General features: G+C 48.6%; 5 protein-coding genes, 1 tRNA gene, 2 rRNA genes and 1 riboswitch. Of the genes, 3 read left to right on the top strand and 5 right to left on the bottom strand.

Annotated features, from left to right (window positions below):
• Positions 1-49 precede the first annotated feature (49 nt).
• Complete coding sequence (locus tag MKA69_RS06045; RefSeq protein WP_305847680.1) at positions 50-1,837, top strand: PglL family O-oligosaccharyltransferase; 1,788 nt, start codon at positions 50-52, stop codon at positions 1,835-1,837.
• A gap of 59 nt (positions 1,838-1,896) precedes the next feature.
• Here MKA69_RS06045 and MKA69_RS06040 read toward each other — a convergent pair whose 3' ends face one another.
• Positions 1,897-3,015: an alanine--glyoxylate aminotransferase family protein gene (locus tag MKA69_RS06040; RefSeq protein ID WP_305847679.1), complete on the bottom strand. Its 1,119-nt coding sequence runs from the start codon at positions 3,013-3,015 to the stop codon at positions 1,897-1,899.
• 175 nt (positions 3,016-3,190) lie between these two features.
• A riboswitch (Lysine riboswitch) is annotated at positions 3,191-3,368 on the top strand.
• 111 nt (positions 3,369-3,479) lie between these two features.
• Here MKA69_RS06040 and lysC point away from each other — a divergent pair.
• Positions 3,480-4,835, top strand: a complete 1,356-nt coding sequence (gene lysC, locus MKA69_RS06035) for a lysine-sensitive aspartokinase 3 (protein ID WP_305847678.1) — start codon at positions 3,480-3,482, stop codon at positions 4,833-4,835.
• Positions 4,836-4,908: 73 nt separating this feature from the next.
• Here the strand turns inward: lysC and metH are convergent, their stop codons facing one another.
• A complete protein-coding gene (metH, locus tag MKA69_RS06030; RefSeq protein WP_305847677.1) occupies positions 4,909-8,589 on the bottom strand; it encodes a methionine synthase in 3,681 nt (1,226 codons plus the stop codon).
• A gap of 195 nt (positions 8,590-8,784) precedes the next feature.
• On the opposite strand from metH, the gene MKA69_RS06025 reads away from it, so the two are divergent.
• Complete coding sequence (locus tag MKA69_RS06025; RefSeq protein WP_000118243.1) at positions 8,785-10,119, top strand: sodium:proton antiporter; 1,335 nt, start codon at positions 8,785-8,787, stop codon at positions 10,117-10,119.
• A 579-nt stretch (positions 10,120-10,698) separates the two neighbouring features.
• On the opposite strand, the gene MKA69_RS06020 is transcribed toward MKA69_RS06025, so the two are convergent.
• From MKA69_RS06020 to MKA69_RS06010, 3 genes are all read right to left on the bottom strand, one after another.
• Positions 10,699-10,775, bottom strand: a tRNA-Asp gene (locus MKA69_RS06020).
• 31 nt (positions 10,776-10,806) lie between these two features.
• Positions 10,807-10,922, bottom strand: a 5S ribosomal RNA gene (gene rrf, locus MKA69_RS06015).
• A 92-nt stretch (positions 10,923-11,014) separates the two neighbouring features.
• Positions 11,015-13,901 (bottom strand): 23S ribosomal RNA (locus tag MKA69_RS06010).
• Positions 13,902-14,242 lie beyond the last annotated feature (341 nt).

Here is a 14,242-nt window from a genome sequence, read left to right as displayed (position 1 = left end):
TCGAAACCAGCGAACTCTGCGCTGGTTTCGTTTTTTTAAGGTGAGCTGCATGGCAACGTTGCTATTAAGTGGAACCCGGTTAGAGCCTCACGCGCCGAGCATTCCTCTCAATAAACCCTTTCTTTTTTCATTGGCAGTGTTGTATCTGCTGGCCATGCATTTCTTCATGCCCAATCCCGGGGGGGCGGGGTTAGCACTCTCCTTTAATAACACCACTTGGATAGCTCTAAGCATCTCACTCGCAGTGGGTCTGTATCAGCTTGCCAACAATCAAGCCCTACGTTACTCAAAGCTCACCATCGGCCTTTGGATCAGTTGTACTTTGCTAACCCTGCCACTGGTGTATGTGAATGCAGATTGGCTCAGTGCCACAAGTCGACTGATTGGCTTATGGGCAGGATTCTGCTTGTTTGTGATGTTGCAACAATTTCGGTTTAGCAATAAACATAAACAACGTTTACTGTGGTTTATTCTGCTGGCTACAGTAATCGAAGCCATCATGGGTCTTATCCAATATTTTTGGTTAGATCTGGGAAACCCGTTTGGGTATGACACCCTAGCCAACCGTCCTTATGGTATTTTTCAACAACCGAATGTCATGGCAAGTTTTCTTGCAACCGGATTAGTGCTTTCTGGTTATTTACTGGCAAGACAACCAGAAAAATATGATTCGCCCTTAAGTAAAATTGGCATTCTTTATCTGACTCCACTACTTACCGCCCCTCTTTTGGTGGTGCTTGCGTCACGCACAGGATGGATAGCCAGCTTACTTAGCATTATTCTCGTTGCGCCATATCTTCGTCGATTTGCATCTCGCCAACGTTTTAGCCTCTGGGTGTTAGCCATTGTGGTTGGTGTCTGTGCCGGAGTTGCAGCGATGTATAGTCAAGAAACCTCTGGGTTTGTGGCGAATAAAGCTGATCTCGAAAGCCCACGCCGCTACACCTTTCCACAAGCGGTTGACATGATCATCGAAAAACCCTTTACCGGTTATGGCTACGGTAAATTTGAAGCGCAATATTTACTTTATACCGCTCGTCAACATCAGTTGAACAACACCTATCCCGCAGGGCTTGCAGCGATGGATCATCCGCATAATGAGATCTTGTACTGGGGGGTTGAGGGCGGTTTGCTGCCCGTGTTGGGAATATTACTTGCCGCTTGCTTCTGCACTTTGCGCATTTATGCCGCCAAACGAGGCACCCGTTTAGCCATGCTGGCGCTGTTCGTTCCTATCACGTTGCATGCTCAATTGGAGTATCCGTTTTACCACTCCGCCATTCACTGGATCACGTTTATTATTTTGATCTACTGGGTCGATCAGCGAGTTGCACGTTATCGTATCGTCCGTTTCAGTGGGCTGAGTAAATCCCTACTACGTATTACTAGCTTGGTATTACCGATTGTGACCATTTTGTATATGGGCACAGCTTTACACACCAATTATGTACTCACTCAGTTTGAAAAATCGAAGCCGAGAGATCCCGAATTACTTAAACAAGTCACCAATCCCTTAGTGTGGCAAGATCGATTCGATTGGGACATCTACAGCACCTACCTAGAACTCGGACTGTATGAACAAAAAGCAGAACTGATCCAACCGTATGTGGATTGGTCATTACAGGTGATTCAACACAAGCCACGTCCAGCCTTCTATACCAACCTGATTTTGGCCTACCAAGGCTTGGGTGATACGAGTCGCGCCCAGCAAATTCGTACTGAAGCGGAATTTCTGTTCCCCAATCAGGATTTCAGCACCATCCAATACCAAGCGCCCGCAAAGGCAACAAGCACCGCATCCGGCGCAGAACAAGCCCCCTCAGCGGCAACACCTTAATCTCAGATCGAATCAGGGTGGCCTAAGCCACCCTGATTTCTATTTCACACCGCTTTGCATTAACGCAGTGACTCTTCCAGTGCCCGCAAACATAACGCAATGTTTTCCGAGCGCGCACCGTAGCCCATTACGCCAATCCGCCATGCTTTGCCAGCTAATACCCCAAGCCCAGCACCAATTTCTAAATTGTATTCATTGAGCAGATGGCTGCGCACTTTCGCTTCATCAATGCCTTCCGGCACATAAATCGCGTTCAACTGCGGCAAACGATACGACTCAGCTACCACAAACTTAAAGCCCAGTTGCTCTAAACCTTGTTTGAGCTTGTCGTGCATCACACGATGGCGCTGCCACGCTTGCTCTAACCCTTCCTGTTGTAAAATCAGCAGAGCTTCGTGCAAAGCATACAAACTATTAACGGGTGCTGTGTGGTGATAACTACGCTTACCCGCTCCACTCCAATAACCCAACACCAAGCTTTGATCCAAGAACCAGCTTTGAATCGGCGTTTTACGTGATTGAATCTTCTCAATTGCACGAGGTGAGAATGTCAAAGGAGCCAAACCCGGCACACAAGAGAGACATTTTTGGCTACCAGAATACACCGCATCAAGCTGCCACTCATCCACCAACAGTGGTACACCACCTAAAGACGTTACGGCATCAACAATCGTCAGCATGCCATGTTGCTTAGCGAGAGCAGCCAAAGCTTGCGCATCACTTAAGGCTCCGGTTGAAGTTTCTGCTTGTACAAAAGCCAGTATTTTCGCATCCGGATGCTCATCTATCGCGGCTTGCACTTTTTCAACGCTGACTGGGCAACCCCATTCATCATCAACCACCACAACGTCTGCCCCACAACGCACAGCGTTATCGCGCATCCGCTCACCAAACACCCCATTGCGGCACACAATCACTTTATCGCCCGGCTCGACGAGGTTAACAAAACAGGCTTCCATACCCGCACTACCCGGCGCAGAAACAGCAATCGTGAATTCGTTTTCAGTTTGGAAGGCATATTTCAACAGCTGTTTCAGCTCATCCATCATACCGATAAACAGAGGATCAAGATGACCAACGGTGGGGCGGCTGAGCGCTTGCAGAACTTGTGGCGGAATATCAGAAGGCCCCGGCCCCATCAAAATCCGATGCGGGGGGATAAAGCTACGAATAGTCATAACGACTCCTTGTTGTGGCGACCAGAACCACTAGCCTAATGCAATTCAGTAGCAGCAACAATTCGACCTATGTCCAGAGTGTTAATCCTTGTCACACTAATGTCATTTTTATTTGCACTTTTAGAACATTTTGTCGTTGACAAGATTTCGCCAACACCGTTCAATGTGTGAGCTATCTAGCAGAAGAGGAGCACTGCCCAGGCAGATGTTTTGTGGAGCCTCAACTCCAAAACAGAACATTCAGGGGGAGTAGTGCCGAGGTGAATTAAAGTTGCGGCTTTGGTTTATCGGTTGAATGGGCTGAATCCCTTCAACTGTCATCAGCTCGAATCTGATGAAGAGCTTCTGAGGGAAATCTTTCTATAGTCACTCCTCTATTTTGCTCTATTAAAAAACACTCTCTTCACAACATTGGACGTTGGGTTACCAACAACTCGTTTTTCAGGAAGTCTGGGAGAATTGCCGTGAGCACATTTAACGTCGCCAAATTTGGTGGTACTAGTGTCGCCAACTTTGAAGCCATGAGCCGTTGTTCGGCCATTATCGAAAACAATCCACAAACACGCTTAGTCGTGAGCAGCGCCTGCTCTGGCGTGACCAATTTATTGGTCGAACTCGCCAATGGCGTTGCATCTGCTGAACGCCGCCAAGCGATTTTGCAACAACTGGCTGATATCCATTATGTGATTATCGACCAGCTCGCGGATCCAACCCGCGTCGAGAAAGAAGTCAAAGCGGTATTGGACTCCGTCGCCAGTGCAGCGGAAGCCGCCTCATTTCAATCGAGCAAGAAACTTACCGACCACTTAGTGGCGTGCGGTGAGCTCATTTCTACTTATATTCTGACGCAACTAATGCGTGAACGTGGCGTCGATGCCGTACGTTTTGATATCCGCGAAGTGCTACGCACTGACGATCATTATGGTCGCGCCGAACCACAACTGGCTGAAATCACTCAGTTGGCCAAAGAAAAACTGGCTCCATTGTGTGAACAGTATGTGGTAGTGACTCAAGGCTTTATCGGTTCTGATGCACAAGGTAATACCACCACTTTAGGTCGTGGTGGCAGTGATTATTCAGCCGCTTTGATTGCCGAAGCAGTACAAGCAAGTGGCTTAGAGATTTGGACTGACGTACCGGGGATCTACAGTACCGATCCACGTATCGCGCCAAAAGCAGCGCCGATTCCTGAGATAAGCTTTAGCGAAGCCTCAGAAATGGCCAATTTTGGTGCCAAGATTTTGCATCCATCCACCTTGCTTCCAGCGGTACGCCATGGCATCCCCGTGTTTGTTGGCTCATCAAAAGAACCGGAAAAAGGCGGCACTTGGATCCGTAAACAAGTCGAAAGCGCGCCACTGTATCGCGCACTTGCTCTACGCTGTAATCAAACCATGGTGACACTGCGTAGCGCGCAGATGTTCCATGCTTACGGTTTCCTCGCCAAAGTGTTCGAAATTCTCGCCAAGCATAAAATTTCGGTCGATCTCATCACTACCTCAGAAATCAGCGTGTCACTGACACTGGATAAAACCGATACCTCAGGCGGTGCACCAGAATTGCCTGAAGCGGTGCGCGCCGAGTTGGAAGAGCTATGTACGGTCGAAGTCGAATACAACCTGTGTTTGATTGCTCTGATCGGCAACAAGATGAAAGAGAGCCGTGGCTACGCGAAGCAAGTGTTCAGTGTATTGGAAGATTACAACCTCCGTATGATTTGCTATGGCGCCAGCGCGCATAATCTCTGTTTCTTGCTGCATGAATCTGTCTCTAAACAAGCAGTGCAGAAGCTGCATAAAGAGCTGTTTGAGCAAGAGTAAAATCAAACTCGCGAGATAAAAACCAGGGGCCACATGACGTGGCCTCTTTGATTGTGGATGGTGGTCTTACGGATTAAGCATCAAGGTTAGGCGCCAGCCATTTTTCGGCTTCTTGCAAACTCCAACCTTTACGCTCAGCGTAGCTGTGCAGCTGATCTTGTTGGATCTGCGCGACCGCAAAATAGCGAGAATCAGGATGCGAGAAATACCAACCGGATACCGAAGCGCCCGGCCACATCGCATAGCTAGTGGTCAGTGACATGCCTATGCTCTCTTCGACATTCAGCATCTGCCACAAAGTCGCTTTCTCGGTATGCTCAGGACACGCGGGATACCCCGGCGCTGGTCGAATGCCCTGATAACGCTCACGGATCAGCTCATCATTAGAGAGATTTTCATCGCTCGCATAACCCCAAATCTCTTTACGCACTTTTTCATGCAGATATTCCGCAAAGGCTTCCGCCAAACGATCAGCCACCGCTTGGATCATGATCGCATTGTAATCATCGCCTTGTGCTTTATAAGCATCGGCCAGCGCTCGCTCACCAATGCCACCAGTTACTGCAAACGCGCCAATCCAATCACGTTTACCGCTCTCTTTCGGAGCAACATAGTCCGACAAACAATAGTTGGCTCCTTTCGGCTTTTCGGTCTGCTGACGCAAGTTGTACAGCACATGCGCTACTTGTGTGCGAGACTCATCACTGTACACCTCAATGTCATCGCCCACGCTCGCGGCAGGGAACAACGCGCACATACCACTGGCTTTCAGCAGCCCTTCTCGTTCCACCTTATCAAGTAAAGCATTAGCATCGTGGAACAAACGTTTGGCTTCTTCACCGACTTCTTCATGCTCCAAAATGGCAGGGTATTTACCCATGAGCGACCAAGTCATAAAGAAAGGCGTCCAGTCGATATAAGGACGCAGCGTGGCTAACACAATGTTTTCAAACAAATGCACACCCGGTTTCGCAGGCATGGGCGGCGTATAACTCGCCCAATCGATCGTGGCTTTATTGGCTCGCGCCTGCTCTAAGGTCACAGGGCGAGATTTGGGCGTTTTACGCGCATGCTGATCGCGCGTGCGCTCATAATCGAGGTCCAACCGCTCGATAAATCCAGGACGCAGCTCATCAGACAACAGCGAAGTACATACCCCCACTGCACGCGATGCGTTATTCACGTACACCACAGGCGCATGATAATTCTGTTCGATTTTCACTGCGGTATGCGCTTTAGAGGTCGTTGCCCCACCAATCAAGAGTGGCAGTTCAAACCCTTGTCGCTCCATCTCTTTCGCCACGTGCACCATCTCATCCAAAGACGGTGTGATAAGCCCAGAGAGACCGATGATATCGACATTTTGCTCGCGCGCGACTTTGAGGATCTGCTCACAAGGCACCATCACACCAAGGTCAATAATCTCGAAGTTATTACACTGCAGCACCACACCAACAATGTTCTTACCAATGTCATGCACATCGCCTTTTACGGTCGCCAACAAAATCTTACCGTTTGAAGTGCTACCACTTTTTTGCGCATTAATGAAAGGCTCAAGATACGCAACGGCTTGTTTCATGACGCGCGCTGATTTTACGACTTGCGGTAGGAACATTTTCCCTTCGCCAAACAGGTCGCCGACGACGTTCATGCCATCCATCAGCGGCCCTTCAATCACTTCCAGCGGTTTACTGGCTTGCTGACGTGCTTCTTCAGTGTCTTGGACGATAAATTCGGTGATGCCTTTGACTAAAGCGTGCTCTAGGCGCTTAGCCACAGGCCATGCGCGCCACTCTAACGCAGAAGCATCCTCTTCTTTACCGACACTGTTTTCGCGATACGCTTCGGCGATCTCAAGCAGTCTTTCCGTGCCATCGTTACGTCGATTGAGGATCACATCTTCCACTGCCTCACGCAGTTTCAGCGGAACGTTATCGTAGATTTCAAGCTGCCCTGCGTTGACAATCCCCATGTCCATGCCGTGTTTGAAGCAGTGATAAAGGAAAACAGCATGGATCGCTTCACGCACATAGTTGTTGCCGCGGAAAGAGAAAGAAACGTTAGACACACCGCCAGAAATCATCGCATGCGGCAACTCACGCTTAATGTCTGCAACTGCATTAATGAAATCCAACGCGTAGTTATTGTGCTCATCAATTCCGGTCGCAACGGCAAAGATGTTAGGGTCGAAAATAATATCTTCCGGTGGAAAGCCCACTTCATCGACCAAAATATGGTAAGCCCGACGACAGATCTCTAATTTGCGCTCACGGGTATCCGCTTGGCCCACTTCGTCAAACGCCATCACAATCACGGCGGCACCGTAGCGGCGTACCAATTTGGCTTGGGCTATAAACTTCTCTTTCCCTTCTTTTAGAGAGATAGAGTTGACGATGCCTTTACCCTGAATGCATTTCAGACCCGCTTCAATGACTTCCCATTTAGAGGAGTCGACCATCACCGGAACTTTGGATATTTCTGGTTCAGAGGCGCATAGATTCAAAAAGCGCACCATGCACGCCTCGGCGTCCAACATGCCTTCATCCATGTTGATATCAATGATCTGCGCGCCATTTTCTACCTGCTCACGCGCGACATCCAACGCCTCATCGTATTGCTCTTCTTTAATTAAACGCTTAAAACGCGCTGAACCGGTGACGTTAGTACGTTCTCCCACGTTAACAAACAGTGTTTCAGGGCCAATATTCAGCGGCTCTAACCCCGAGAGACGACATTCCACTTTCAGCTCGGGTAAAGCCCTTGGTTTCACACCCTCGACGGCCTTGGCCATCGCCGCGATATGCTCAGGTGTCGTACCACAGCAACCACCAACTAAGTTAAGAAAGCCTGCTTGTGCCCATTCCGCAATATGTTCTGCCATTTCCTCGGCAGAGAGATCGTATTCACCAAACGCATTGGGCAGTCCGGCATTTGGGTGCGCGGAAACATAGCATTCTGAAATGCGTGAAAGCTCTTCCACGTACTGGCGCAGCTCATCAGGGCCTAACGCACAGTTCAAGCCAAACGAAATCGGCCGTACATGACGCAAGGCGTTGTAGAAAGCTTCCGTCGTCTGTCCAGACAGAGTACGCCCAGAGGCATCAGTAATCGTACCGGAAATCATCACCGGTAAGTTGATGCCCAGTTCTTCAAACACACTATCGACCGCAAACGCACACGCTTTGGCGTTAAGCGTATCGAAGATGGTTTCAATGAGGATCAGATCGCTTCCGCCGTTGATCAAAGCGCGGGTGGATTCGGAATACGCCTGAACAAGCTGGTCAAAAGAAACATTACGAAAGCCCGGATCATTCACATCAGGAGAAATCGAACAAGTGCGGTTGGTTGGACCAAGCACACCAGCCACATAGCGTGGCTTATTAGGATTTTTAGCTGTCCATTCATCCGCAACTTCACGTGCAAGCTTAGCGGCGGCAAAGTTAATTTCGGCACTGAGCGATTGCATGTCATAGTCTGCCATAGCAATCGTGGTTGAGTTAAAGGTGTTGGTCTCAAGAATATCCGCCCCAGCTTCAAGGTAAGCGGAGTGAATCTCTTTAATAATTTGCGGCTGAGTAAGCACTAAGAGGTCGTTATTTCCTTTCAAATCACAGTGCCAATCGACAAATCGTGCACCGCGATAGTCTTCCTCTTGTAACTTATAACTCTGAATCATCGTTCCCATACCACCATCAATCAGTAGGATACGCTGTTTCAGTTGTTGTTCGAGTTGCTGTCTCACTTCCATTCTCACTATACCGCCTCATTCCTTTTGCTTTGATGACATCCTATCACACAAATTTCAGAAATCTAGACGTCTAAAAAACGATTAAACCAACCAAAATATTTTGTGTGTGAGCTCACCCTCGTATGATTAAAAAGTATTTGCTATTTACTCAACAGAGAAAGACAATTTCGTTCACAAATTGTTACACACACTGAGAAGAGAATGTCCGTCTATTACACTTTGTGCTTCCTCTCTGCGGCAGCCATGTTGATTGCTTTTTTAAACAGCAAGATCAGCAAAATGCAAACAACCATCGCCATTACTGCAGGTTCGATGATGTTGTCGTTATTAATCCTCATCGCAGGTCAAAACAACTGGTTCCATCTCTCCCAAATTGCGACAGAAACCGTCACCAGTATTAACTTTGAAAATTTCCTGCTCAAAGGGATCTTAGGCTTCCTACTTTTTGCAGGTGGTTTGGGGATTAAATTACCCAATCTAAAAGATCAAAAGTGGGAAATTACCGTTCTAGCACTTGGCGCTACTTTATTCTCCACTTTCTTTATCGGATTTGCGTTGTACGGCTTCTGTCAGTTGATCGGCATTCAGTTTGATCTAGTCTACTGCTTACTGTTCGGTGCTCTTATTTCCCCCACCGACCCGATTGCCGTTTTAGCGATTGTGAAGAAGCTAAAAGCGCCAAAACGAATTTCTACCCAGATTGAAGGTGAATCACTCTTCAACGATGGTTTTGGTCTGGTTATCTTTGTCACGATCTTTACGATTGCTTTTGGTCATGAAACTCCCACCATCGGCAGTGTTACCTTGCTCTTCATGCAAGAAGCTATCGGAGGCATTGTTTACGGTTTCCTTCTCGGGCTACTGTTTCACTACCTTATTTCGGCAACCGATGACCACTCGATGGAGCTGTTGTTAACCATAGGTATTCCAACGGCAGGTTATGCCTTTGCTGATGTAATTCACGTTTCAGGCCCACTCGCGATGGTGGTCTCTGGCATCATGATTGGTAACTGGACTCGATTTATTGGCTTCTCAAAAGAGAGTGAAGAACATCTCGATCACTTCTGGGAACTGGTCGATGAATTCCTCAACGGCGTCTTGTTCCTATTGATCGGTATGTCGATGCTGTTGTTCGAATTCCACCAAGAAGATTGGATCTTGATGGCATTTGCAATTCCGGTTGTTCTGTGTGGACGTTACCTGAGTGTGTTTGTCTCTTACATTGGCTTTAAGCGCTACCGCACTTACAATCCTTGGTCAATCCGCATTTTGACTTGGGGTGGCTTACGCGGTGGTTTAGCACTCGCGATGGCACTCTCTATCCCTTCTGGAATCATGGTCATCCCAGAGAAATTGATTGATGTAAAAGAACTGATCCTCGTCATGACCTACGCTGTGGTTGTTTTTTCAATTCTAGTACAAGGATCTACTATTACTCCGATGATTGAGAAAGCGAAAAAAACCGAAAAAGCAATGCAAGCAGAGCTCAATCCAGAGAGTGAGCAGCCACTCACTCAACAAGAGAACCACAACTAACCATTATCTTTCTTTACCAAAAAGCCGCAGTGAACTCCTCACCACTGCGGCTTTTTTATTACCTACTGTTTATCATGATGTTAGCGTTCAGCGATGGTTCAAGCAGAATACAAAAGCATAAACATGTTTGTCATATGGAGATGATGAGCAGGTCGAACTCCGCTCTAGCGCATCAGACTCGCACTTAATAACTTGCAGATCTTGTAAGCCTAGACTCTAGAAGCCGAGTATATCTCCTTGAGCCGATGCCCAGTGCGTCGGCTTTTTCTTATCGCTCTACGACCAATTCGCATGAGAGCCAGCACTCATATTCACTTCTCACTGTGCAGCCCTGCTGCAGAGAGTTAAATACGGTACGCGCTCAACTGCGAATAGCAACAGAGCCCCATTCGCTTGAGGTTTGAGTCACGATACAGCGCCAAGGCGAAGATAACCAAGGTAGGAATCAGCCCAAAATCAGTAAATAAGAAGTCAGAAGCTTAGACGTTAGAGCTTAAGAGAAGGGTCATGCTAGGAAGCAGAGATAGGGATTGCCCAAAAGCAAAAAACCCAGTCGTAAGACTGGGTTTCTCAAATAAGTGGCGGAGCGGACGGGACTCGAACCCGCGACCCCCGGCGTGACAGGCCGGTATTCTAACCAACTGAACTACCGCTCCGCATTGGTTAGCGCTTGGTGCTAAATTAAAAGCCTGGCGATGTTCTACTCTCACATGGGGAGACCCCACACTACCATCGACGCTGTTTCGTTTCACTTCTGAGTTCGGGATGGAATCAGGTGGGTCCAAAACGCTATGGTCGCCAAGCAAAATTTTAAAATCTGGAAAGCTGTTTTCGTTCTCACACACATTCTTATGCGCTTAGCTTTGAGTCCACTACAAAACCCCTTGGGTGTTGTATGGTTAAGCCTCACGGGCAATTAGTACAGGTTAGCTCAACGCCTCACAACGCTTACACACCCTGCCTATCAACGTTCTAGTCTCGAACAACCCTTTAGGACGGTTAAACCGTCAGGGAAGACTCATCTCAGGGCTCGCTTCCCGCTTAGATGCTTTCAGCGGTTATCGATTCCGAACTTAGCTACCGGGCAATGCGTCTGGCGACACAACCCGAACACCAGAGGTTCGTCCACTCCGGTCCTCTCGTACTAGGAGCAGCCCCCTTCAATCTTCCAACGCCCACGGCAGATAGGGACCGAACTGTCTCACGACGTTCTAAACCCAGCTCGCGTACCACTTTAAATGGCGAACAGCCATACCCTTGGGACCGACTTCAGCCCCAGGATGTGATGAGCCGACATCGAGGTGCCAAACACCGCCGTCGATATGAACTCTTGGGCGGTATCAGCCTGTTATCCCCGGAGTACCTTTTATCCGTTGAGCGATGGCCCTTCCATACAGAACCACCGGATCACTATGACCTGCTTTCGCACCTGCTCGAACCGTCATTCTCGCAGTTAAGCGGGCTTATGCCATTGCACTAACCTCACGATGTCCAACCGTGATTAGCCCACCTTCGTGCTCCTCCGTTACTCTTTGGGAGGAGACCGCCCCAGTCAAACTACCCACCAGGCACTGTCCTCAACCCAGATAATGGGTCTAAGTTAGAACATCAAACATACAAGGGTGGTATTTCAAGGACGGCTCCAACGCAACTGGCGTCACGTCTTCATAGCCTCCCACCTATCCTACACATGTAGGTTCAATGTTCAGTGCCAAGCTGTAGTAAAGGTTCACGGGGTCTTTCCGTCTAGCCGCGGGTACACTGCATCTTCACAGCGATTTCAATTTCACTGAGTCTCGGGTGGAGACAGCGTGGCCATCATTACGCCATTCGTGCAGGTCGGAACTTACCCGACAAGGAATTTCGCTACCTTAGGACCGTTATAGTTACGGCCGCCGTTTACCGGGGCTTCGATCAAGAGCTTCGCTTACGCTAACCCCATCAATTAACCTTCCGGCACCGGGCAGGCGTCACACCGTATACGTCATCTTGCGATTTTGCACAGTGCTGTGTTTTTAATAAACAGTTGCAGCCACCTGGTATCTGCGACTCTCGTCAGCTCCATCCGCGAGGGACTTCACCATCAAGAGCGTACCTTCTCCCGAAGTTACGGTACCATTTTGCCTAGTTCCTTCACCCGAGTTCTCTCAAGCGCCTTGGTATTCTCTACCCGACCACCTGTGTCGGTTTGGGGTACGATTCCTGACTATCTGAAGCTTAGAGGCTTTTCCTGGAAGCATGGCATCAATGACTTCACTGCCGTAGCAGCTCGACGTCGTGTCTCAGCCTTAAAGAGAGCCGGATTTACCTAACTCTCAAGCCTACGCACTTGAACCAGGACAACCGTCGCCTGGCCCACCTAGCCTTCTCCGTCCCCCCATCGCAATAGTCAGAAGTACGGGAATATTAACCCGTTTCCCATCGATTACGCCTTTCGGCCTCACCTTAGGGGTCGACTCACCCTGCCCCGATTAACGTTGGACAGGAACCCTTGGTCTTCCGGCGAGGAGGTTTTTCACCCCCTTTGTCGTTACTCATGTCAGCATTCGCACTTCTGATACCTCCAGCAAACCTTACGATTCACCTTCAACGGCTTACAGAACGCTCCCCTACCCAATGTCTAAAAGACATTGCCGCAGCTTCGGTGTATTGCTTAGCCCCGTTACATCTTCCGCGCAGGCCGACTCGACTAGTGAGCTATTACGCTTTCTTTAAATGATGGCTGCTTCTAAGCCAACATCCTAGCTGTCTGAGCCTTCCCACATCGTTTCCCACTTAGCAATACTTTGGGACCTTAGCTGGCGGTCTGGGTTGTTTCCCTCTCCACGACGGACGTTAGCACCCGCCGTGTGTCTCCCGGATAGTACTTACTGGTATTCGGAGTTTGCAAAGGGTTGGTAAGTCGGGATGACCCCCTAGCCTTAACAGTGCTCTACCCCCAGTAGTATTCGTCCGAGGCGCTACCTAAATAGCTTTCGGGGAGAACCAGCTATCTCCGAGTTTGATTGGCCTTTCACCCCTAGCCACAAGTCATCCGCTAATTTTTCAACATTAGTCGGTTCGGTCCTCCAGTTGATGTTACTCAACCTTCAACCTGCCCATGGCTAGATCACCCGGTTTCGGGTCTATATCCAGAGACTGAACGCCCAGTTAAGACTCGCTTTCGCTACGGCTCCCCTATACGGTTAACCTTGCCACTGAATATAAGTCGCTGACCCATTATACAAAAGGTACGCAGTCACACCACGAAGGTGCTCCTACTGCTTGTACGTACACGGTTTCAGGTTCTATTTCACTCCCCTCACAGGGGTTCTTTTCGCCTTTCCCTCACGGTACTGGTTCACTATCGGTCAGTCAGGAGTATTTAGCCTTGGAGGATGGTCCCCCCATATTCAGACAGGATATCACGTGTCCCGCCCTACTCGATTTCACGCTCGATGAAGCGTCGGTTACGGGGCTATCACCCTGTATCGCCAAGCTTTCCAGCTTGTTCACCTACTTCACCGAGTGCTTAAGGGCTAATCCAGGTTCGCTCGCCGCTACTACCGGAATCTCGGTTGATTTCTTCTCCTCGGGGTACTTAGATGTTTCAGTTCCCCCGGTTTGCTCTGTTAACCTATGTATTCAATTAACAGTAACTGCTTATGCAGTTGGGTTTCCCCATTCGGAAATCGCAGACTCAAACGGCTCTTACTGCCTTATCTGCGCTTATCGCAAGTTAGTACGTCCTTCATCGCCTCTGACTGCCCAGGCATCCACCGTGTACGCTTAGTCACTTAACCATACAACCCGAAGGAGTTTCGGGTTGTTGTTTAAACAACCTAAGTTGTCTCGCGTTTAATTTACATGAGTGCGAGACAGATTTTGCCGGACTCAAATTTTGAACAAGACCGAAGTCTTATTCGATACCAAGCACACTTGAATGTGTTGTTGGTGTTTATCTTTCGATAAACATTGAGAACTTTACAAACAACAATACATTGTTGTTTTGTCAGCTTTCCAAATTGTTAAAGAGCAAAGTACTTCTTATTACTAAGAGCCACTTTCTAAAGACTTTCGGCGTCAAAAATCCGAACCACGCAGTTTTTGGTGGTTTGGAAGTTCATTCCAAAAATACTTAAAG

It is taken from the genome of Vibrio sp. AH4 (assembly GCF_030710545.1).
Lineage (GTDB): Bacteria > Pseudomonadota > Gammaproteobacteria > Enterobacterales > Vibrionaceae > Vibrio > Vibrio metoecus.
This window is presented reverse-complemented; position numbering and strand designations above follow the sequence as displayed.

Bases quoted from the DNA above. Each gene is read 5' to 3' on its own strand.
- MKA69_RS06045 (WP_305847680.1), top strand. From the start codon at position 50: ATGGCAACGTTGCTATTAAGTGGAACCCGGTTAGAGCCTCACGCGCCG.
- MKA69_RS06040 (WP_305847679.1), bottom strand. From the start codon at position 3,015: ATGACTATTCGTAGCTTTATCCCCCCGCATCGGATTTTGATGGGGCCG.
- MKA69_RS06025 (WP_000118243.1), top strand. From the start codon at position 8,785: ATGTCCGTCTATTACACTTTGTGCTTCCTCTCTGCGGCAGCCATGTTG.